Here is a 23,251-nt window from a genome sequence, read left to right on the forward strand (position 1 = left end):
TCTAATTCACTGCCTTTTTGAATAAACTACGAAGATGTCATGGATGCAAATTAAAAAAACTGGAGTTTACTTATGTACAAGAACACTATCACTCGTGCGCTATTGGTTAGTGCAGGACTCTCTCTTGCCCTCACGGGCTGTGGTGAAAAACCAGAAGAACAACAAACTAGCCAAACCGATTCTCAATCTCAGTCTACTGAACTGGCGGCGGTGCAAGAGCTTGTACGTGGTAATGGCACAGAAGTGGCCTCTCTTGACCCGCACAAAGTGGAAGGTGTCCCAGAAAGCCATGTCTTACGTGATCTAATGGAAGGATTGGTCATTCAAGATGCTTTGGGTAACACCATTCCTGGTGTTGCTGAGTCTTGGACGACCGATGATAATCAAACCTTTACGTTTACCATTCGCAAAGATGCAAAATGGTCTAATGGTGAGCCTGTCACTGCTCATGATTTTGAGTACAGTTTTAAACGTGTTACCGATCCTATGACGGCTTCCCCTTATGCTTGGTTTGTTGAATATACCAAGATGAAGAACGCCAAAGATATTATTGCTGGCAAGAAAGACGTCAGTGAGTTGGGCGTTAAAGCAATTGATGATCATACATTGGTTCTAGAAACGGAACTTCCTCTGCCACATTTTGTGAAAATGATGGCACACACTACCATGTATCCAGTCAACAAAGCGGTGGTCGAGAAATTCGGTGATGATTGGACCAAGCCTGGCAACTTTGTGGGCAATGGCGCTTATGTGCTCTCTGAATGGGTCGTCAACGAAAAAATTGTCGCGAAGCGCAATGAGTACTACTGGGACAACAAAGATACTACGATTGATAAGGTGACCTATCTACCCATCGAAAACCAAAACGCAGAGATGAACCGTTTTCTCTCTGGCGAAATTCATATGACTTATGAAGTGCCGAATGAACAGTTCCGCCGTCTTGTCAAAGAATACCCACAGAATGTGGTGGTATCACCTAATCTTTGTACTTACTACTATGGATTTAATACCCAGCGAGCGCCATTTGACGACGTTCGCGTGCGTAAAGCATTGTCATACGCGATTGACCGTGATGTTGTGACCAATGCCATTTTAGGCCAAGGGCAACAGCCTGCCTACTCTCTCACACACAGTGGCATTACAGGCTTTGCGCCTGATGCTCCAGAATATGCACTGATGGACCAAACAACGCGCGTTGACAAAGCGATTGAACTTTTGGCCGACGCCGGCTTTGGTAAAGAGAACCCGTTGGACTTCACTTTGTTGTATAACACCAGTGAAAACCATAAAAAGATTGCGGTTGCTGTTCAATCGATGTGGAAAAAGTCTCTGGGTGACTACATTGATGTCAGTTTGGAAAACCAAGAGTGGAAAACGTATTTAGAAAGCTCTAAACAGGGAGATTTTGATGTTCGTCGTGCTGGCTGGTGCGCGGATTACAATGAAGCGTCGACCTTCTTAGCGATAGGGATGACAGAAAACGGCTCAAACGATCAAAAGTACTCGAGCACGATATTTGATAAAGCCATGCAAGATGCAGTGCAAGTCGCCAAAACGGAAGCCGAGCGCAATAACTACTATGCTATTGCCGAAGCTCAACTTGCGAAAGATATGCCACTTGCGCCGATTTATCAGTATGTTCAGCCTCGCTTAATCAGCACTCACCTTGGGGGATATCCTGAGAAGAACCCTGAAGATAATATCTACTCAAAAGATATGTATATCACTAAATAATATTTGAGTTAGAAACCCAGTGCGCTGATAGCCTGTGTTATTGGCGCACTGCTTTTTTTAGATGTGAGATGTTCTATGTTAAAGCTAATTTTCTCTCGAATCCTTGAAGCTATTCCTACCTTACTAGTGCTAATAACCGTTTCTTTCTTTTTGATGCGCTTTGCACCGGGTAACCCTTTTTCTTCAGAGAAGACTCTTCCTCCTGAAGTTATGCAAAATATTAATGAAAAATACGGTTTAGACAAACCGTTATCAGAACAATACCTGACCTACCTTGGGAATATTCTTCAAGGTGATTTTGGGCCGTCATTTAAATACAAAGATTACACCGTGAATGAATTGGTCTCCGAGGCGTTACCTGTTTCTGCAAAAGTCGGATTCTATGCCTTTATATTCACTTTGATTGTCGGCGTTGCCGTCGGTACGCTTGCTGCCCTCAAACAAAATACCTGGCTAGATTACACCATCATGTCGACCTCAATGATTGGGGTAGTTTTACCCTCTTTTGTCTTTTCACCTGTGTTGATTTACATCTTCTCTATTGGTCTGGGCTGGTTCCCAGCAGGGGGCTGGAATGGCGGCGCGATCGAGTACATGGTGCTCCCAATATTAGGCATGTCCTTTCTATATATTGCGACGTTTGCTCGAATCACGCGCGGCTCAATGATAGAAACGCTCAATAGTAACTTTATTCGTACTGCTCGCGCTAAAGGGTTAAGTTATCGCTACATTGTACTTAAACATGCGCTCAAGCCTGCCTTGTTACCTGTTGTTTCGTATATGGGACCGGCTTTTGTTGGGATCATCACGGGGTCGGTTGTTATCGAAACTATTTTTGGTTTACCTGGTATTGGCAAATTGTTTGTCAATGCGGCATTTAACCGTGATTATTCCTTGGTTATGGGTATTACTATTTTGATTGGTTTCCTTTTTATTCTATTCAACGCGGTGGTAGATATTCTACTAGCAATGATTGACCCGAAAATTCGCTACTAACAGGGACGTATGGTTATGTTAACGAAAAAAGAAAACCTAGAAGCGGTCGAGAAATTTGCAGAAAATCTCGAAGTGGAAGGCCGCAGTTTATGGCAGGATGCCCGTATTCGCTTTATGCGCAATAAAGCAGCGATGGTGAGCCTGTGTATCCTATTTGTAATGACCATGGCGGTAATATTTTTGCCCATGGTCGCACAGCATACTTTTGATGATACAGATTGGTATGCCATGCACATCGGACCGAGTGCTGAACATTTATTCGGGACTGACAGCTTAGGCCGCGATCTCTATGTGCGGACGTTAGTGGGCGGGCGAATCTCTCTCATGGTTGGCATACTGGGTGCCTTGGTGGCTGTGGTGATAGGAACACTTTACGGCGCGGCTTCCGGCTTTATTGGTGGTAAAGTTGACCGTATTATGATGCGGATCCTTGAAATTCTCTACGCAGTCCCCTTTATGTTTCTGGTGATTGTTTTGGTCACGTTCTTCGGGCGCAATATCATTCTTATTTTCGTGGCGATTGGCGCGATTGCTTGGCTTGACATGGCTAGGATTGTGCGTGGTCAGACTCTGAGTCTGCGTAGCAAAGAATTTATTGAGGCAGCGCACGTGTGTGGTGTGAGTAAGTGGAAAATTATTACTCGTCATATTGTACCGAATGTATTGGGTATTGTTGCTGTTTACTCTACGTTGCTGATCCCTAGTATGATTTTAACTGAATCTTTCCTCTCATTCCTTGGTCTTGGTGTTCAGGAACCGATGACAAGTTGGGGCGCCCTTTTGCAAGAAGGGTCGCAAACAATGGAAATCGCAATCTGGCAGCTGTCATTTCCTGCCGCATTTATGGTCGTGACTTTGTTCTGCTTTAACTATGTGGGTGATGGTCTGCGCGATGCGCTGGATCCAAAAGACAGATAATGAAAAGCACCAAATTATAAGATCTATAAAAGATTAAGGAAGCAATGATGAGCTTGTTAGATGTCAAAGATCTGCGCGTCGAATTCACCACGCAAGATGGTATCGTCACCGCAGTTAACGATTTAAATTTTTCCCTGAATCAAGGGGAAACTCTGGGTATCGTTGGTGAATCCGGATCAGGAAAATCCCAAACCGTTTTCGCCATTATGGGGTTATTGGCAAAGAACGGAATTATCACAGGTAGTGCTAAGTTTGAAGGCAACGAAATTCTCAACTTGCCAGAAAATGCGCTCAATAAAGTGCGAGCTGAACAGATCGCAATGATATTTCAAGATCCCATGACGTCACTTAACCCTTATATGAAGGTGAGTGACCAGTTAATGGAAGTATTAATGCTTCATAAAGGAATGGGTAAAGCGGAGGCGTTTGAAGAGTCTGTCCGTATGCTTGAAGCGGTCAAAATTCCGGAAGCTCGCAAACGCATTACGATGTACCCGCATGAATTTTCAGGGGGCATGCGGCAACGGGTGATGATCGCCATGGCTCTGTTATGTCGGCCTAAACTGTTGATCGCAGATGAGCCAACAACCGCTTTGGACGTGACGGTTCAAGCACAGATTATGGACCTGCTCAATGAGCTGAAAGATGAATTCAATACTGCAATCATCATGATTACTCACGACTTAGGTGTCGTGGCGGGTTCGTGTGACAAGGTACTGGTGATGTATGCTGGCCGGACGATGGAGTATGGTACGGTTGATGAAATATTCTACAACCCAAGCCACCCCTACGCGGAGGGGCTGTTAAAAGCAATTCCTCGATTAGATGCAGAGGGTGAAATATTGCCGACCATTCCGGGCAACCCGCCGAACTTACTTCGTTTACCCCAAGGCTGTCCTTATCAAGAGCGTTGTCACCGGGTAATGGATCGTTGTAAGCAAGATGCACCTATTTTGACGCCATTTGGTGATGGCCGTCAGCGTGCGTGTTTTTCCAAATGGGAGGCTTGGGCAGAATGAGCGAAAATAGACCGTTATTATTGGATGTAAAAGATCTTAAAGTTCACTTTAGCATTGCGTCAAAATCCGTTTGGCCTTGGAGTAAGCCGTCTAATTTGAAAGCGGTTGATGGCGTCAATGTTCGCCTTTATGAAGGTGAAACACTGGGTGTCGTTGGCGAGTCAGGTTGCGGTAAATCGACGTTTGCACGCGCTATTATTGGGCTGGTGGAAGCGACCGATGGCGATGTTATGTGGCTTGGCCAAGACCTGACTAAAATGCAAGAGGTTCAGCGCCGAGAAACACGGAAAGATATTCAGATGATCTTTCAAGACCCTCTTGCGTCGCTTAATCCACGCATGACGGTAGGGGATATTATTGCTGAACCATTGGAGACATTTTACCCACAACTTGATGCAGAAGAAGTGAAGGACCGCGTCAAAGCCATGATGGCGAAAGTAGGGTTGCTCCCAAATGTCATCAATCGTTACCCTCATGAATTCTCAGGGGGTCAATGTCAGCGTATTGGGATTGCGAGAGCATTGATCCTAAAGCCTAAAATGATCATCTGTGACGAACCTGTATCGGCTCTGGATGTATCGATTCAGGCTCAGGTTGTTAATCTTTTAAAAGAACTGCAAAAAGAGCTCAAACTTTCTTTGGTGTTCATTGCCCACGATTTGTCGGTGGTTAAACATATTTCTGATCGTGTGTTGGTCATGTATTTAGGGAACGCGGTTGAGTTGGCGGAGTCCAAAGCGTTGTTTGCCGACCCCAAACACCCTTACACACGTGCATTGATGTCTGCTGTTCCAATCCCAGATCCAAAGCTTGAACGCAGTAAAAAAATTGTCATGTTGGAAGGCGATTTACCTTCTCCGATGAATCCTCCTTCAGGGTGTGTTTTTCGTACTCGTTGCCCGCAAGCGAATGAGGCATGTGCGAGTACCAAACCGACTATCCAAGGTAATGATGTTCATGCGGTTTCCTGTTTGCATGTCAGTATGTAACGCCTCTTAGCGCCTTAGAGCAAAGCGAAACTTCAAATAATTCGAACAACAAAGCCAACTTCTTCTTCTTCAGATTAAGTTGGCTTTTTTTATACTTGAAAGATGCATTGTTTTTAAGGAGTAGATTATGGGTAAGTTGGTTGAAGGGGTATGGCACGACACTTGGTATGATACCAAGGCAAGCAGTGGGCAGTTTGTTCGAGAAGATGCGGGGTTTCGCCATTGGATTAAAAAACACCCTGACTCTCGGTTCATTCCAGAGTCAGGTCGTTATCATTTGTATGTGTCTTTGGCTTGTCCTTGGGCACACAGAACCCTGATATTTCGCCGGTTAAAAAAGCTAGAGTCCCATATTGATGTCACGGTTGTGTGCCCCGACATGATGAACGAGGGTTGGCAAATGGGCCTGCCTGAGCCGTTATTTGGTCATACACGAATGCATCAAGTTTATACACAGGCAACACCCGATTACTCAGGACGTGTCACTGTGCCGGTTTTATGGGATAAGAAGCACAATACCATTGTGAGTAATGAATCCTCTGAAATCATTCGGATGTTCAATTCAGAATTTGATGATATCTCGAGTAACACCATGGATTATTATCCAGCGGCACTACGTGATGCGATTGATCAGTGGAATGATTATATCTATCCACGAATTAACAATGGTGTCTATCGCTGTGGATTTGCCACCAGTCAAACGGCTTACGAAGAAGCCTATGACTCCCTGTTTGAGGCCTTGGAAACCGTAGACCGCCACTTGAGCTCACAACGGTATCTGGTAGGGGACCAAATAACGGAAGCCGATTGGCGATTATTTACGACTTTGGTACGCTTTGATGCCGTTTATGTTGGTCACTTTAAATGCAATAAAAAACGGATTGCCGACTACCCGAATTTACAGGGTTACTTGAAGGAACTGTATCAGGTTGAAGGTATCGCTCAAACGACGGATTTCTATCATATTAAACGCCATTACTATTTTAGCCACACTGGGATAAACCCGACTCAAATTGTCCCTAAAGGGCCTGAGCTAGATCTCATGTCCCATCACGAGCGTCATGTCCTCGGTTCGTGTGGATAGTACGATTTGATTTCTGCCTTTGGCTTTCGCTTGATAAAGGGCTTTGTCGGTCGTCGCTAGGGTCGCATCAAGATCAATACTTCCCTCGGTGATCACAAACTCACTCAGTCCACCACTAAAACGGACATTGATTGCGTTTTCCTCATGCTTTACGGGTGTTTGTTCAACGTTATGGCGAAGTTCATTGGCGAGAGATAAGGCATTACTGATATTGTTGGCACCCAATATCACGCAAAACTCTTCTCCTCCGACGCGATAGAAATATGCTATGTCGGGGTGTGAAAGAATCGATGTTGTGATCGCTTGTAGGACTTTATCGCCGACGATATGGCCATGAGTATCATTAATGGTTTTGAAATGATCGAGGTCGATATGTAGCAGGAAGTGTTGGTTGAGAAACTCCATTCGATGGAGTAAATCATTGTCTAAACACAGCCTGTTTCTAGCCCCAGTCAATGGATCCGTCAGTGCCGCTAAGTTGAGCTGGGTTTGGACCTTGTCTCTGACGTCTTCATGGACGAAGGCAATCGCCCATATAAGGATGTAAGGAATCGCGAAATTAAACGTAGTATGGGCACTGGAATGGACCAATGGTGGGTACGATAAGAAGATAAATACCACGGCAACAAAAAAAAGCAGTGTGAGGGCCGAGCCGATATAACGATTGAGCAAGATATGGAACACCGGTGGTAAACAAAAGGCCCAAAACACCAGTATTGAATACCCCTTTGCTACCAGAAGACTGTGAATTAATACCGTACTGAGTCCGAAGATAAGCAATACCGAATATACAGGTTTATAGTGACCGCACTGTATTCTACTGAAGATAAACAAGCATAGCAGGGTATAAGCGAAGTCAATGTACCCAAATTTTGGCACGTCCCAGATAAAAAAATTAACGATTGTAAAACCGGCGCCTGTAAGAGACAAAAAAAGGCTAGTTGTTTTTAATACGCTTTTCTCAACCGTGCCCACAGAGGACAATAATTGAAGTGCCATTTTGACTCCGATTTTGGTCTTTTCCTACAGTGTAGCAATAAGTGCGGTCAGAATATGTGGTGATTGGGGTGGAGCTCGACAACTCAGTCGTAGTAAACGTCCCAAAGGTGGTTGAGAGGTGTGATATGAAAGACACGTTAATGAATGAGAGAGAATATAGATTTGTCGCTATGTGAGAAATAAAAAACGTACACACTATGATGCCAGTGTGTACGTCAATAACTCAGTCGACAAATGATGTAAAATAAGCCCTATCGCTGCAGGTCGCCAAAGCGATTTTAGCCGCAGGGCTTAACAAAGGCACCTAATGTCAATGCTGTTCTTGACCCGATTGAATGGCGGTCAACGCAATGGTATAGACGATGTCATCGACTAGAGCACCACGGGATAGATCATTTACCGGCTTACGCATGCCTTGCAACATTGGGCCAATAGAGACGAGGTCGGCACTACGTTGCACCGCCTTGTAGGTCGTATTACCTGTGTTAAGGTCTGGGAAGACGAACACCGTCGCTTTTCCTGCGACGGGTGAATTAGGCGCTTTAGATGCGGCAACGTTTTCCATTATGGCAGCATCGTATTGGAGAGGCCCATCAATCACAAGATCCGGTCGTTTCTTCTGGGCCAGTTTGGTGGCTTCACGCACTTTATCTACATCCGCCCCTTTGCCTGATTCACCTGTAGAGTATGAGATCATGGCAACGCGAGGGTCAATGCCAAATGCGGTTGCAGAGTCGGCAGATTGAATGGCAATTTCCGCCAGTTGCTCCGCAGTCGGGTCGGGATTGATGGCGCAATCACCATAAACCAAAACTTGATCGGGCAGTAGCATGAAAAAGATAGAAGACACAATGGAGGCATCAGGTGCGGTCTTGATGATCTGAAATGGAGGTACAATCGTGTTTGCGGTGGTATGCACTGCGCCCGAAACCAAGCCATCCACTTCGTCATTTTCAAGCATCATAGTGCCCAGAAAAACAGAATCCCTGAGCTTCTCACGGGCAACCACTTCGGTCATGCCTTTGGCGCCGCGTAGCTCAACCAATCGTGCCACGTAATTCTCACGGACTTCGTCTGAATTGATGATAGTGACGCCAGCACCGAGCTCAACACCTTGCTGAGCAGCAACGCGTTTGATTTCTTCAGGGTTCCCCAACAATATACATTCGGCGATACCGCGCTCAGCACAAATGGCCGCTGCTTTTATGGTACGTGGCTCATCGCCTTCAGGTAGAACGATACGCTTACCCGCTTTACGAGCAAATTCAGTCAATTGGTAACGGAAAGCAGGAGGGCTCAATCGACGCGACTTTTGCGTGCCTTCTGTCATGGACTCGATCCAATTGCCGTCAATGTGCCCGGCAACGTGTTCGTTAATAAACTCAATACGTTCTTTATCGTCGGCTGGGACTTCGATACTAAAGCTTTGCAGGTTTAGTGACGTTTGCCACGTATTGCCCTGCGCTTTAAAGATAGGAAGGCCAGAATCAAATGCTGGCTTGCAAAGCCCCGCGATCGAATCTGGGATATCGTAGCCGCCCGTCAGCAATACCGCACCAATATCGACACCATTCATTGCGGCAAGTGCAGCCGCTACAATAACATCGGGACGATCTGCCGATGTCACCAACAAAGAGCCAGGTTTGAAATGCTCAATCATATTGGGTAAAGAGCGAGCGCAGAAGGTGATGCTCTTGATGCGACGTGTGTTGATATCGCCTTCATTGATGATGTCAGCTTTCAGGTGCTTGGCCATATCAATCGCACGAGTGGCAATCAGATCAATACTCCAAGGTACGCAGCCCAAAACACGAATAGGAGAAGTGTTGAAGATTTCCATCACTTTCATTTCATTTTGCTTTGCACTGTCGGCATCATCGAAGATTTCAGACAAATCAGGGCGAGTACGGCCCGCTTCGTCGACGGGTGCGTTGAGCTTATTGATAATCACGCCCGAGATGTTTTTGTTCTTTGTCCCACCGAAGTTTGAGCATGCGACTTCAATACGCTCTTTTAATTGTGCAGGGTTATCAGTACCTGGCGTCGCAACAAGCACAATTTCCGCTCCGAGAGTGGCTGCAATTTCAGCGTTTACTTGGTTGGCAAATGGATGCTTTCGGGTTGGTACTAGGCCTTCAATCAGAGTGACATCAGCATCTTTATTAATTTGATTGTAACGTTCAACAATGGTTTCCAGCAGCTCATCCATGTTGTCGTTACCAATGAGGCTTTCGGTAAGCGACATTGCCAGAGGCTCACCAATCTTCATATCGCTGTTGTAGCCAACAATCGTTGAGGTTAGATCCGGTTGATCAGTACCAGAGCGAGGTTGTGAGATCGGCTTATAGAAAGAAACTTTAACGCCTTTGCGCTCCATCGCGCGAAGAACACCCATGCTTACGCTGGTAAGACCAACACCAGCACTTGCAGGGATAAGCATAATAGTACGAGACATTCTGAGAGTACCTTTAGCGATTGGGGTAAAAGCTTAACTGCTTATTCCTTTCTTTTTGGAATAGGAGTTAAGCCCCAGATTAATGGGAGTAAGATCGGCTGACCCAAGGAAACCCACAACGTCAGCCGATCAAATCAATTAAAGATTGGCAAGACGCGCGGTATCTTCAGCGATGACGAGTTCTTCATTGGTCGAGATAACCATTGCTGGGATGCGGCTGTTTGCCGTTGTGATGGTGCCTTCGCCGCCGAAGCGTGCTTTAAGGTTTGCTTCACCATCAATTTCGATACCGAATACCCCTAGACGGTTCAACACCATTTCACGGATAGGGCCAGAGTTCTCGCCAATGCCACCGGTAAATACGATCGCGTCCAGACGGCCATCTAACGTTGCAGTGTAGCCGGCGACGTACTTTGCTAACCGATGACAAAATACGTCCATTGCTCGAGTCGCTTCTTCTTTTTCGCCGTAGTTGTCCTCAACAAAACGACAATCAGATGTCACTTCGGTGAGGCCAGCCAGACCAGATTCTTTGGTCAGCATGTTGTTGATTTTTTCTACTGAATAACCCAAGGTATCGTGTAAATGGAAGATGATTGCAGGATCGATATCACCGCAACGAGTTCCCATTACCAAGCCTTCAAGTGGCGTGAGCCCCATTGAGGTATCAACAGACTGGCCATTTTTGATGGCACACACAGAAGCGCCGTTGCCGAGGTGGCAGTTGATAATGTTAACGTCTTCAACAGGCTTACCTAAAATATTGGCACATTCACGTGTAATAAATAGGTGTGAGGTGCCATGCATGCCATAACGACGAATGCCGTGTTCTTTATAAAGATGGTATGGCAGGGCGTATAGGTATGACTCTTCAGGCATTGTTTGGTGGAACGCCGTGTCGAAGACGGCGACATTTTTCAGTGCGGGGAATGCTTTTTGCGCCGCTTTAATACCGATAATGTGAGCAGGGTTGTGAAGCGGTGCTAACGTTGCACAGTCTTCAATGCCTTTAAGAACATCAGCAGTAATCAGTGCTGATTGAGTGAACTTCTCACCGCCGTGGACAACACGATGGCCGATTGCAGCTAGATTTTCTGAGAGTTCTGGTTTCGAAGCCAGAATAGTTTCTACCATAAATGCGAGCGCCTCTTCATGCGCTGCGCCGTTACCTAGTTGGGCTTCATGTTTGCCATCAAGCTTCCACTTAATTCGAGCTTCTGGAAGGTGCAGACACTCTGCGAGACCAGTGAGATGCTCATCACCGCTTTGGGCATCAACAACTGCAAATTTAAGAGAAGAACTACCGCAGTTTAAAACTAAAACTAGCTTAGACATGAGTGACTACCTGTAATAATCGGTTTAGATAAAAATTAACCACAAGAATAGACGAAGCGTAAAAATACTGCGTACTAACCTTGGTCAATAAAACGTCGAATTCCGTATATAAGAGCCAGTAACCGTGGTTAACTGGCCTTGCATCCGCTGCAGAAAGGTCCCTAGAGTTGCTTAAATTGCAAATTACGGCAACAATGAGGTTGTGGGCCTGCAAAGGATAACGACAATTGCTAATGATAACAAAAAAATTTTAAATAATATTAATTTTCGTCAATTTATTGCGGTATTAGTTGAAGTTTTCAACTAAATTTTAGGTTCAGGCCTTGAGCTGGAGTGAGGGAGTGCTATGAGTAATAAAGTCGGTTTAGTTCATAACTTACGTGATGGGCAGAAGTACATGGAAATTTGGCCGATGCGTAAGGAGCTTAATATGTTGTTTCCTGAACAACGCATCGTTAAGGCGACTAAGTTTGGTATTAAGGTTATGCCAGCGAGTGCGGCTATTAGTCTGTTGACCCAAATGGCGTTCAATAACTATCAGGCGATGCCTCAATCCATCATCATTGCCCTGTTTGCGATTACCATGCCCATTCAAGGTATGTGGTGGTTAGGTAATCGTGCCAATACCCAGTTACCGCCGTCTTTAGCGGGCTGGTATCGTGAAATTCATCAAAAAATTGTTGAAAGTGGTTTTGCGCTGGAGCCGTTGAAAACTCGCCCACGCTACAAAGAGTTGGCCAAGATACTCAATCGGGCGTTTAACCAATTGGATAAATCGGCGTTAGAACGTTGGTTTTAAAACAGCACGTCAGTCTCAAACATGCCGTTGCGCTCAAGTTAACTCAGTGAGAGGTTGGCGGGTCAATCAGAGACGCTTACGCCACTGGATCGTCGCTGGACGGACACTTGCTGTTGATTGCTTGAAGCGAGATTATCTTAGAGGAATAAAAAAAGGCGCTAAAGTGAGCTTTAGCGCCTTTTTGATGTCTATGAATAATTAATTAAACATCGCGATAGCGTCAGCGGGATCGACGTACTCTAAATTAAAGCTTTCTGCGACCTCTTTACATGTAACCTTACCATGGATAACGTTAAGACCTTCTAGGAAGCCACCATCAGAAAGTAGGGCCTCACGGTAACCTTTGTTGGCCAATTTGACGATGTAGGGAAGAGTGGCATTATTCAGCGCAAATGTGGAGGTTCGGGCGACCGCACCTGGCATATTCGCCACACAGTAGTGTACGACTTCATCGACAATGTAAGTCGGTTCTGCGTGAGTGGTTGCGTGTGAGGTTTCGAAACAGCCACCTTGGTCGATGGCGACGTCTACTACCGCGGCACCAGGCTTCATCTTAGCAATGTGCTCTTTCGTGACGAGCTTAGGCGCTGCTGCACCTGGTATAAGAACCGCACCGATCACGAGGTCTGCCTCGAGTACGTGTTTTTCAATGGCGTCTTCCGTGGAGTAAACCACTTTCGCGCGGCCTTGGAATTCTTCATCAAGACGACGCAGTGTATCGACATTGCGATCAAGGATAGTCACATCAGCGCGAAGCCCAACCGCCATCCGTGCAGCATTAGCACCGACGACACCACCGCCGACAACAACAACTTTCGCTGGCTCAACCCCTGGCACGCCACCAAGCAACAGACCGCGGCCACCATGCGACTTTTCTAGAGTTTGTGCGCCAGCCTGAATGGACATACGACCTGCGACCTCAGACATAGGAGCAAGTAGTGGTAAGCGACCCATATTATCTGTTACAGTCTCGTAAGCGATACAGACGGCTTTGCTTTTGATTAACTCATCAGTTTGTGGGAAATCTGGAGCGAGGTGCAAATAGGTGAATAATATTTGTCCCTCACGGAGCATGGCTCTCTCAACAGCTTGAGGTTCTTTGACCTTTACAATCATTTCTGCTTGCGCGAAAACGTCGGCAGCGGTAGGAAGAATGGATGCACCGACAGCGATGTAATCATCGTCTGAAAACCCGATGCCAGAACCGGCAAGGGTTTCTACAAACACTTGGTGTCCTTGCGAGATTAGCTCGCGAACGCTTGCTGGAATCATACCAACACGGTATTCGTGGTTTTTGATTTCCTTAGGTACGCCAATGATCATCCTGAATCCTCATTTTATATTGGTTGTATAAACTATATTAGTTGTATTAACTGTGTGTAGGGTAATTCTGTCGAATTAATGCCTAGTATAGATACGATTAAATAAAATTTGATACTGAATATTAAAAAGTTGTAGTATATTTTTTTGCAAGGAAGTAATAAGGTGGAATAAAAAATGGCAGACAACAATAAGAAGCCGTCTAAGGATCTAGACCGTATCGATCGCAACATTCTTAACGAACTGCAGAAAGACGGTCGAATTTCAAACGTTGAATTGTCTAAACGTGTTGGTCTTTCGCCCACACCATGTTTAGAACGTGTTCGTCGTCTTGAGCGTCAAGGATACATCAATGGCTATACAGCGCTGTTGAATCCGCAGTTTCTTGACGCGTCACTGTTGGTTTTTGTAGAAATTACGCTTAACCGTGGTGCGCCTGACGTGTTTGAACAATTTAACTCAGCGGTTCAGAAACTTGATGACATCCAAGAATGTCATTTGGTGTCAGGTGATTTCGATTACCTGTTGAAAACTCGGGTTTCGGACATGAGTGCTTATCGAAAGCTCCTTGGCGATACGCTTTTGCGTCTTCCTGGTGTTAATGACACACGTACGTATGTTGTTATGGAAGAGGTGAAGCAAACAAACCAGTTAGTGATCAAAACTCGTTAATGAGTCATAGATAGCGAAATACCTTTCGATATTCTGACTCAAGGCAATTGGGTTTTAAGTCCTGATATGGTTAAATCAATAGTCCTAGTGGCATCGCCACTAGGACTATTTTTTTTATTGACTGATTTGCACGGTATCATTTTGGTTTTGAGAGAAGCATCGAGCTTTTATCAACCATACCTATCAAGCAAACTGGTATCACGAAGCAGAAAGTGAGTTATGCTCAGAGAGAATAAGAAAACAGTTGAAACCATAGTCAAAACCGGAGAAGAGCCTCAGTCTTCTCGTCTTAATGGCCCTCAACGTCTTAAAGAGTCCAGTCTGATAGTGATTGTGCTGTTTTCGATATTAATGTCGGTCGCATTACTGACCTTTAGCCCCGCTGATCCTTCATGGTCTCAGACGGCATGGGGGGGAGAGATCGCTAATGCGGGCGGAATCGTCGGTGCTTGGATAGCGGATACGTTATTTTTTACATTGGGGTCTTTGGCATATTTTATGCCCTTTGTTCTTACGTTTACTGCTTGGGTTATGTTGAGAAAACGCGGTGAGAATGAATCGATTAACTTGATGTTGTGGGGAACCCGCTTGCTTGGACTGACCATCCTGATTCTAACCAGTTGCGGTTTAGCGGACATTAACTTTGATGATCTGTGGTATTTTTCCTCAGGGGGGGTGATTGGTGATGTGCTGACCAGCTTGGCGCTACCGACATTAAATGTGCTGGGGACTATTTTAGTTTTCTTGTTCTTGTGGGGAGCTGGCTTTACATTGTTAACGGGGATTTCTTGGTTAACCATTGTTGACTGGATTGGGGAGCGCGTGATAAATGCGATCACTCAAGGGGTGAATAGACTGCGAGGGGAAACAGGAGAAGAAGTCCTTGAACCACAACTGACCAGCCAGCACGTGAATGCCTCAGAAGACGAACAGACTCAGATAAGCAGTGACGTGGATAGCCCTTTCAATGAGATTCGACCACGCCGTTTTAATATCCATCTACCTGAGACCCCTGTGCAAGCAGAAACTAGGTTCGTTGAGCGTACAGAACCCGCGGCTGAACTCCTTCTTAGTGACACTGAAGAGCAGCCAGTGCCGACAAAGATTGACTCTCTACCGGCCCCAGAACCCGCGCTTACTGAACAACTAAATGCCACCATAGAACAACTTGAAGCCGCTGCACAAGTTGATGATGATTACGCGATACAAGAGCAAGACCTTGACCACAGCGATGACGAGGAGCTGTCGATTTCAAAGGTCACCGATCCCGTTGAGACTGATCAGCTCGTAGAAAGTATGCCTTGGCGTCGAGAAGAGCCCCTGTGCCTTGATGAGGTTAAACCGGCAGTGACCCCGACAGATTTGGCCCCAATATCGGCAGAACCTCAACCTGAGCTTCAGCGTCAGGAACCGTTGATTTCGACTTTTGATGTCAATGAAGACGATGAAGATGTGACTGCTTTTCAAAATATTGTGGCTGAGGCGCAGGACAAAACTGTCGCGCAGCAGAATCCATTCCTTGTCCAGAAAGGCACTGATTTACCGATACCTAAAGAGCCAATGCCAACACTCGAATTGTTATATCACCCAGAAAAGCGTGAAAACTTTATCGATCGAGCCGCGCTAGAAGACATTGCTCGTCTTGTGGAAGCAAAATTGGCCGATTACAAAATCAAAGCAGAAGTGGTGGACATCTTCCCAGGACCTGTCATTACACGATTTGAACTGGATTTAGCACCGGGTGTTAAGGTTAGCCGTATCTCGGGACTTTCTATGGACTTAGCCCGTTCGCTATCTGCAATGGCAGTGCGTGTGGTTGAAGTGATTCCTGGCAAGCCTTATGTGGGTCTTGAGTTGCCCAATATGAGCCGTCAAACCGTGTATTTCTCAGACGTTATAGGTAGCCAACACTTTATTGAAGCCAAATCACCAACGACGGTGGTTTTAGGGCAGGACATTGCTGGCGAAGCCGTGGTCGCTGATTTAGCAAAAATGCCTCATGTTCTTGTGGCGGGGACGACAGGTTCTGGTAAATCGGTTGGGGTCAATGTGATGATCCTTAGCATGCTCTACAAATCGACACCAGAAGACGTGCGCTTCATAATGATTGACCCGAAAATGCTGGAGCTTTCTGTCTACGAAGGGATCCCTCATTTGTTGTCAGAAGTGGTCACAGATATGAAGGATGCGTCTAACGCTTTGCGTTGGTGTGTAGGAGAGATGGAACGACGCTATAAGTTAATGTCCGCTCTCGGGGTCCGTAATATTAAAGGCTTTAACGATAAGCTAAAAATGGCCGCGGAGGCTGGTCACCCTATCCATGATCCGTTGTGGCAATCAGGGGACAGTATGGACGAACATGCCCCTCTTCTGGAAAAACTGCCTTACATTGTCGTGATTGTTGATGAATTCGCTGATTTGATGATGGTCGTGGGCAAGAAAGTTGAAGAACTTATCGCACGTCTTGCTCAAAAGGCGCGGGCTGCGGGCATTCATTTGATTCTCGCTACTCAACGCCCATCGGTCGATGTTATCACTGGTCTTATCAAAGCAAATATTCCAGCGCGTGTTGCTTTCACCGTATCAACCAAGACAGACTCGAGAACTATCCTTGACCAAGGAGGTGCAGAGTCACTATTGGGTATGGGGGATATGCTTTATTTACCGCCGGGTTCGAGTCATACCGTGCGTGTCCATGGGGCTTTTGCATCCGACGATGACGTTCATGCGGTAGTGAACAACTGGAAAGCACGCGGTAAACCTAACTATATTGAAGACATTATCAGTGGCGATCAAAATCCTGAGACGCTTTTGCCCGGTGAAAAACCGGATGGTGAAGAGGAGATGGACCCATTATTCGATCAAGTTGTCGAACATGTTGTTCAGTCACGACGTGGTTCGGTTTCAGGGGTTCAGCGTCGCTTCAAAATTGGTTATAACCGTGCGGCGCGTATTGTTGAACAACTTGAAACTCAAGGAATCGTTAGCGCACCCGGCCATAACGGTAACCGAGAAGTACTTGCCCCAGCCCCGGGACGTGAAATGAACTAACTCAGGTTTAATGGTACCAAATAAAAAAGCGCAGGTTTGTTGACCTGCGCTTTTTTGTTATCCGCCCTGAGTTACCGTTTTTGAGCGATAAATTGTGCGATTACAATGACCGAAAAGACAACCAAGTTGGTGGCGAAAATGATGACCAGCCATTGCGGCATTGATAGTGAAAGGAATTGCCAGACAACTTCACTGCAATCGCCAAAGGCTTCAAAGATGGAAGGGAACCAAGTATTGAGCGGAGCCCAATCTGGGAACCTGACAAAAAGATCACAGGTTGCAAAGGGTGAGGGATTGAATTGGTAATCAACATGTTCCTGCGCGAGCATAAAACCTTTCAATGAACTCAAGCCCCATGTTGCTAAGCCCAACCATCGAACGCTTTTGTTTTGAGGTGATAGCAAGCCAATCACAGCCGCGAGGCCAATACCAAACATTGCCACGCGCTCATAGATACACATCACGCAAGGCGCGAGCATAGTGACATGCTGAAAGTAAAGCGCCATGGCTTGGAAAAAGACCACAAATGCGAGCAGTAGTAACCAAGACTGACGAGTTTGTGAGAATGACTTGATTCGATTAAGAAGGTTCACAGCAATATCCTGTATATAAAAAAGCTCTGACTAATCAGAGCTTTTTAACGCGTAAAAGTTTCCCTTTCAACTGAAACTTTTCAATATTAGCGATCAGTGACCAGCTGATACGGCGTCGATGACCTCGCCAGTATGCTGAGAAATCCATCCTGCATCATAAAACCAGATGGTCATCGGTTCGACTAAAAAGACGATGCCTGCCAGTCCAACGAGTGCAAGAACAATCGTATAAGGCAACGCCATAATGACCATGCGTCCATAAGACAGTCGAATCAGCGGCGCGAGAGCTGACGTCAGCAAAAATAGAAACGCCGCTTGTCCATTGGGTGTTGCTACTGAGGGAAGGTTTGTCCCAGTATTGATTGCCACGGCGAGCAGATCAAACTGATCACGTGTAATCAAGCCCTCAACTAAGGCGGTTTTGACTTCATTGATATAAACGGTGCCGACAAACACGTTGTCTGAGACCATAGATAACACGCCGTTGGCCATATAAAATAGCGCGAGTTGCATTCCTTTGTCTTCAACATGCAGTACCGCGTCTATGACGGGTTTAAACAATGATTGATCAATGATCACGGCCACAACGGAAAAGAACACCGCCAAAAGAGCGGTAAAAGGTAAGGCTTCTTCAAACGCTTTCCCAAGGGAATGCTCTTCAATTACGCCCGTGAAGGCGGTTGCGAGGATAATCACGGATAGACCGATAAGCCCAACCGCGGCAAGATGAAGGGCTAAACCTACGATCAACCAAACTGCAATCGCCCCTTGAACCCACAGCTTAGCGACATCTTGTTTGGTGCGGTTGCGTTTTTCTGCGTTATTGAAGTCAACCAGAATTTTGCGAACGTTGTCTGGCAGACGAGCACCATAACCACAAATCTGCAATTTTTCGACCATGACACAGGTCATTAAACCACAGATAAAGACGGGAACGGTCACGGGCAGCATTCGAACGATAAACTCCCCAAACTGCCAGCCAGCTTGGTCAGCGATAATCAGGTTTTGAGGCTCGCCAACCATGGTCATAACACCGCCAAGCGCCGTGCCGACACCAGCATGCATCAATAGAGAACGCAGGAAAGATCGATAGTTTTCAAGATCGTCTCGAGTCAGTTCACAAAGGTGTTCGTCGCGAGTGTGGTCGTGGGAAGCGGTTGAACCTTTACCCGAAGCGACTTTGTGATAAATGGCGTAGAAACCGACGGCAACGCTTATGACGACCGCTATCACGGTTAACGCATCGAGGAAGGCGGAAAGAAAAGCAGCGGCAAAGCAGAAAGCCGCAGACAGAAGGCTTTTTGAGCGAATACCCAACAGGATTTTCGTAAAAATGAACAGCAACAGCTGTTTCATGAAATAGATACCCGCCACCATAAAGACAAGAAGTAATAAAACTTCAATATTGGCGACCAATTCGTGTTTCACTTGTTCCGCACTGGTCATTCCGATTGCTACGGCTTCTATTGCCAGCAATCCGCCGGGTTGAAGTGGGTAACACTTTAGGGCCATCGCCAAGGTAAAAATAAACTCTGCGACCAGCAACCATCCTGCCATAAATGGGTCTACGAAGAAGAAGACAAAAGGGTTGATAACGAGAAATGAAATAATGGCAACTTTATACCAATCTGGGGCTTTTCCTAAGAAATTCTTAATGAAAGCATTCCCGAGCGACATCGGCATGATACTAATACTCTTAAATGTTGTAATGATTAGACACTGCGTGTGCTTGTATCTATGTGTTTGCGTAACGGATTCGGGATCATCGCGCGAAAGGATGAGCCTTGAAACAATGGTTAGCAATACATTTAATTCAACAGTGACTTAGAAAAACGACACGAGGATATGTGTTATGTGGTTTTACTAAGTTACTCCCTGAGAAAGACAAGCACTCCTTACTTTGGTCGCAACTCTACTCCTCAAGTTAATTTAGTCAATAATTAACTTTATATTGATAAAAGACTCATTGGACTTTTGTTTGAAAACGGGATCTGAGTGGCGTAAAAGTGAGGTGATAGTTGTGAAAAAAGACAATTCGTGAGACTTGCTTGATGAAGAGCTTAAATTCCCATTGTTATGTCATAATAATGCATGAAAACAACGACTACATACTGTTATTTTTAGAATAGACATCAGGACTGCATTTCATTTAAATTCGGTGCCTGTGGCGTATTTTAAAAAAAATAAATGCTCAAATCTAGGCATTGGCTGTCAGCCATAAAAACGCAAACGCTCAACTTATTTTAGAGCAAATAAACTACTGGTAAGAAGCCTTCACTTTCATTGAGCATGGTTTCCGATATCCGTTAACTAGTGGTATGATGAGTGCTATCCGAACCCATAAGTAAAAAGATTGGACAAATAAATTAATGGTCATTAAGGCAAAGAGCCCTGCAGGTTTTGCAGAAAAATACATCATTGAAAGTATTTGGAAAGGGCGCTTCCCTCCTGGTTCGATACTTCCCGCTGAGCGTGAACTCTCTGAACTCATTGGTGTTACCCGCACCACGTTGCGTGAGGTACTTCAACGTCTTGCCCGTGATGGTTGGTTAACCATTCAACATGGTAAACCGACTAAGGTGAATCAATTCATGGAAACGTCGGGGTTGCATATCCTCGATACGCTGATGACATTAGATGCAGAGAACGCGACCTCTATTGTTGAGGACCTGCTTGCTGCGCGCACCAATATTAGTCCCATATTTATGCGTTACGCTTTTAAGGTCAATAAAGATAACGTAGAGAGAACGATAACCAGTGTGATTGACTCTTGTCAAAGTCTACTGGCTGCGGATTCTTGGGATACGTTTATGGCGTCTTCGCCTTATGCTGAAAAAATTCAGCAGCATATCAAAGATGATGGCGGCAAGGATGAAGCGAAGCGTCAGTCAATACTGCTAGCTAAGACGTTCAACTTTTATGACTACATGCTGTTTCAACGGTTGGCGTTCCATTCAGGAAACCAAATTTATGGGCTCATTTTTAATGGCCTGAAGAAATTGTATGATCGGGTTGGCAGTTTCTATTTTTCCAACCCACAGGCGCGTAATCTGGCGCTCAAGTTCTATGCTGATTTATTGGACGTTTGTGAAACAGGTGAGCGTGAACGCATTACGACTGTGGTTCGCCAATACGGTCTGGAAAGTGCTCAGATTTGGAATGAGATGAAAACCTCTCTCCCTACTGATTTTACAGAAGACGATTGTTAAGTCTCAGTTGAAATAAAAACCGCCTTATCAAAAGGCGGTTTTTTATCGTACGGCACGTTCTGAAGAATTAATAGACGGTCTCCTCACCACCGCCTGCGGCCTTAAACCAAAGTGATAAATTAGTGTAGAGGTCTTTGAGCTCATCAGGGCCAATTAACGCGAGGCCGAGATCTTCTGCTCGGGTGATATCGTTATAACGCAGCGGACGAAAGCTGACTAGCATGGCGCGGGCCTGCAATCCACCTAATAAATCACGCAAAGATTCGAGTTTGTAAAGGGTGTCATCACCATCGTCTCTCATCCCCTTGGTTTTACACTCTATAATATGCAATTTATTGTTAACAACCGAGGCGACGTCGAGCTCATTGCGTACTTCCCGATCCCCAAGTTGACGATATACTTGGACGTTGAGCGAGTGGTCCTGAATCGTCGGCATATCTTTTTGTATCTGACGCACGGTGCTATGAACCAGTGTCTCCAGCCATTCTCCGTTGGAGAAACGGCGAGCATCTTCGTTGGCAAATGTCAGTATTCCCTCATCATAAATTGCGATTTCCGCTTCGACCAAATCATTGATGAGCATATTGAGTTCGCGGTAGCCCTGCTGTTTCTCAGACAAGGCAACGTTGAGTTTCTGTTCTTTTCGGCAAGTCGTGGCAAGGTAGTTCAAGGTTGCAAGCCCGGGTCCGAGCTCAAGAGCATTGCTCGCCCAGCGTTCGCCCAGCTGGTAGAGCTTACGATCCAATTGGGGGGGGAGTTGCTGCTGGTTGAACTCGCCTCTTGCACCAAAAATAGTCAGATAGTCTTCGATTGTAATCCAATCTTCGACTTGTATATCCTCTTTTCCATCAGGATAGAGCCAGCATAGGCGATCACTACTCGGCTCGACAACAAAGATAGGCCAGTGAAAAGTGCGGAACACTTCATAAACGGACAATAGGCGATGACGTAGGCCGCAGCTGGCATTTAACTTTACATCTTCGCCCCGTGCATTGAGATCGTCGGCCAAGATGCCGATAGCACGCTTTATTCTTGAGGTATTTGCAACATGAGGTATTTCGAAAAACTCTGATGTTATGCTTCGTTTGGCGAGCACACTGTTCAGACGTTGATAGATACCTATTTGATCTTTGACGCCGATAAAAACGATATGACGGCTGACGGTCCGAAGATCGAGAAGTGGGGTGATGAGACGAATCGGATCTTGATCAATAATGCCAACATGGACGGCCATATATTTTCCTCATGGTTGGCTTGCAATAGGGGGTGAGTTAAAAGTGGGCAAGCCTCAACAACGGATATAACGATACGAGCCCTAAAAAACAAGGCCATTGAAAAAAATTAACCGTGTTCGGGAAATTATTTGCCGTATCTTTACAAAGAAAAGATGAGAAACTCTCTTTTTGGTTTTTCGATGGGTTGCTGTCAAATGAGGTGTAAAGGTCAGTCGTTTGATTTACGGCGTTATTTGAAATAATAGAGTCAGTCGTATTGAAAGTGAGACCTAACGTGTTCTATTAGTAGGAAATGCGTCACTATTGATGAATAAGAGTAGGTTATTTGCTCGAAGTGAACACTGTTTTTATTGTGATCTTGCTGAGCTTGGCGCATAATTCTGGCAAACGATTAATGAAAACAATACCTAATGGAGTCCTTCATGGCTGAAGAAACCATTTTCAGTAAAATCATACGCAAAGAAGTCCCTGCCGATGTCCTCTATGAAGATGAACTGGTGACCGCATTTCGTGATATTAACGCTCGTGCACCTAGTCATATCTTGATTATTCCGAACAAGCTGATACCAACAGCAAATGATGTTGAACAAGAAGATGAAGCCACCATGGGGCGGATGTTTACCGTGGCGCGTAAGTTGGCCAAAGCAGAGGGGATCGACCAAGATGGTTACCGACTGATCGTCAATTGTAATGCACATGGTCGCCAAGAAGTATACCATCTTCACATGCATTTAGTTGGCGGACGCCCTCTTGGTCCTATGCTCATGAGTTAAGTTCGATTCTGTGTCTGGGGCAGTGTTGAAATCCGTTTTTCAACGTGCTGCTTATCGGAAACGACGATGA

The 23,251-nt window shown here is 45.6% G+C and carries 18 protein-coding genes; 11 read left to right on the plus strand and 7 right to left on the minus strand.

The features are described 5' to 3' along the window. Nucleotides 1–72 precede the first annotated feature (72 nt). The 6 genes from HLM86_RS02365 to HLM86_RS02390 all read left to right on the plus strand — a co-directional run bounded on the left by HLM86_RS02365 (nucleotide 73) and on the right by HLM86_RS02390 (nucleotide 6,740). Nucleotides 73–1,734 (plus strand): ABC transporter substrate-binding protein, encoded by a 1,662-nt coding sequence (locus HLM86_RS02365; protein ID WP_076585035.1) that lies wholly within the window; start codon nucleotides 73–75, stop codon nucleotides 1,732–1,734. 75 nt (nucleotides 1,735–1,809) lie between these two features. Beyond that, complete coding sequence (oppB, locus tag HLM86_RS02370; RefSeq protein ID WP_076585033.1) at nucleotides 1,810–2,730, plus strand: oligopeptide ABC transporter permease OppB; 921 nt, start codon at nucleotides 1,810–1,812, stop codon at nucleotides 2,728–2,730. Nucleotides 2,731–2,745: 15 nt separating this feature from the next. Continuing rightward, the gene (gene oppC, locus HLM86_RS02375; RefSeq protein ID WP_076585031.1) at nucleotides 2,746–3,648 is read left to right on the plus strand and encodes an oligopeptide ABC transporter permease OppC; all 903 of its coding nucleotides are present in this window, start codon (nucleotides 2,746–2,748) and stop codon (nucleotides 3,646–3,648) included. Between the two features lie 47 nt (nucleotides 3,649–3,695). Next, nucleotides 3,696–4,667, plus strand: a complete 972-nt coding sequence (locus tag HLM86_RS02380; RefSeq protein WP_076585029.1) for an ABC transporter ATP-binding protein — start codon at nucleotides 3,696–3,698, stop codon at nucleotides 4,665–4,667. Continuing rightward, nucleotides 4,646–5,656, plus strand: a complete 1,011-nt coding sequence (gene oppF, locus HLM86_RS02385) for a murein tripeptide/oligopeptide ABC transporter ATP binding protein OppF (protein WP_143678108.1) — start codon at nucleotides 4,646–4,648, stop codon at nucleotides 5,654–5,656. The genes HLM86_RS02380 and oppF overlap by 22 nt, the downstream gene beginning before the upstream one ends. Nucleotides 5,657–5,783: 127 nt before the next feature. Next, a complete protein-coding gene (locus HLM86_RS02390) occupies nucleotides 5,784–6,740 on the plus strand; it encodes a glutathione S-transferase family protein (RefSeq protein WP_170882043.1) in 957 nt (318 codons plus the stop codon). On the opposite strand, the gene HLM86_RS02395 is transcribed toward HLM86_RS02390, so the two are convergent. From HLM86_RS02395 to HLM86_RS02405, 3 genes are all read right to left on the minus strand, one after another. Continuing rightward, nucleotides 6,690–7,739, minus strand: coding sequence for a GGDEF domain-containing protein (locus HLM86_RS02395; protein WP_170882042.1), 1,050 nt, complete (start codon nucleotides 7,737–7,739; stop codon nucleotides 6,690–6,692). The two genes, HLM86_RS02390 and HLM86_RS02395, sit on opposite strands and share 51 nt — an antisense overlap. Nucleotides 7,740–8,049: 310 nt before the next feature. Next, complete coding sequence (pta, locus tag HLM86_RS02400) at nucleotides 8,050–10,194, minus strand: phosphate acetyltransferase (RefSeq protein ID WP_076585021.1); 2,145 nt, start codon at nucleotides 10,192–10,194, stop codon at nucleotides 8,050–8,052. A 138-nt stretch (nucleotides 10,195–10,332) separates the two neighbouring features. Beyond that, a complete protein-coding gene (locus HLM86_RS02405; protein WP_076585019.1) occupies nucleotides 10,333–11,529 on the minus strand; it encodes an acetate kinase in 1,197 nt (398 codons plus the stop codon). 346 nt (nucleotides 11,530–11,875) lie between these two features. Between HLM86_RS02405 and yfbV the strand changes: the two genes are divergently transcribed. Continuing rightward, nucleotides 11,876–12,328: a terminus macrodomain insulation protein YfbV gene (yfbV, locus tag HLM86_RS02410; protein WP_170882041.1), complete on the plus strand. Its 453-nt coding sequence runs from the start codon at nucleotides 11,876–11,878 to the stop codon at nucleotides 12,326–12,328. A 198-nt stretch (nucleotides 12,329–12,526) separates the two neighbouring features. Here yfbV and ald read toward each other — a convergent pair whose 3' ends face one another. After that, nucleotides 12,527–13,651 carry an alanine dehydrogenase gene (ald, locus tag HLM86_RS02415; RefSeq protein WP_076585015.1) on the minus strand — a complete coding sequence of 375 codons (1,125 nt, stop codon included), beginning with the start codon at nucleotides 13,649–13,651 and terminating at the stop codon, nucleotides 12,527–12,529. Nucleotides 13,652–13,825: 174 nt separating this feature from the next. On the opposite strand from ald, the gene lrp reads away from it, so the two are divergent. Beyond that, nucleotides 13,826–14,320: a leucine-responsive transcriptional regulator Lrp gene (gene lrp / locus HLM86_RS02420; RefSeq protein WP_076585013.1), complete on the plus strand. Its 495-nt coding sequence runs from the start codon at nucleotides 13,826–13,828 to the stop codon at nucleotides 14,318–14,320. A gap of 219 nt (nucleotides 14,321–14,539) precedes the next feature. Continuing rightward, nucleotides 14,540–17,371 (plus strand): DNA translocase FtsK, encoded by a 2,832-nt coding sequence (locus tag HLM86_RS02425; protein ID WP_170882040.1) that lies wholly within the window; start codon nucleotides 14,540–14,542, stop codon nucleotides 17,369–17,371. 71 nt (nucleotides 17,372–17,442) lie between these two features. On the opposite strand, the gene dsbB is transcribed toward HLM86_RS02425, so the two are convergent. Then, a complete protein-coding gene (dsbB, locus tag HLM86_RS02430) occupies nucleotides 17,443–17,964 on the minus strand; it encodes a disulfide bond formation protein DsbB (RefSeq protein WP_076585008.1) in 522 nt (173 codons plus the stop codon). Between the two features lie 93 nt (nucleotides 17,965–18,057). Continuing rightward, entirely contained in the window at nucleotides 18,058–19,647 is a 1,590-nt protein-coding gene (nhaB, locus tag HLM86_RS02435) for a Na(+)/H(+) antiporter NhaB (RefSeq protein ID WP_076585006.1), read from the minus strand. Nucleotides 19,648–20,333: 686 nt separating this feature from the next. Here nhaB and fadR point away from each other — a divergent pair. Beyond that, entirely contained in the window at nucleotides 20,334–21,173 is an 840-nt protein-coding gene (gene fadR / locus HLM86_RS02440) for a fatty acid metabolism transcriptional regulator FadR (RefSeq protein WP_076585004.1), read from the plus strand. 67 nt (nucleotides 21,174–21,240) lie between these two features. Here the strand turns inward: fadR and HLM86_RS02445 are convergent, their stop codons facing one another. Then, entirely contained in the window at nucleotides 21,241–22,407 is a 1,167-nt protein-coding gene (locus tag HLM86_RS02445) for a DUF1887 family protein (protein ID WP_076585002.1), read from the minus strand. A gap of 423 nt (nucleotides 22,408–22,830) precedes the next feature. On the opposite strand from HLM86_RS02445, the gene HLM86_RS02450 reads away from it, so the two are divergent. Then, nucleotides 22,831–23,181, plus strand: a complete 351-nt coding sequence (locus HLM86_RS02450) for an HIT domain-containing protein (protein WP_076585000.1) — start codon at nucleotides 22,831–22,833, stop codon at nucleotides 23,179–23,181. Nucleotides 23,182–23,251 lie beyond the last annotated feature (70 nt).

This window comes from Vibrio ostreicida, from assembly GCF_013074385.2.
Classification (GTDB): domain Bacteria; phylum Pseudomonadota; class Gammaproteobacteria; order Enterobacterales; family Vibrionaceae; genus Vibrio; species Vibrio ostreicida.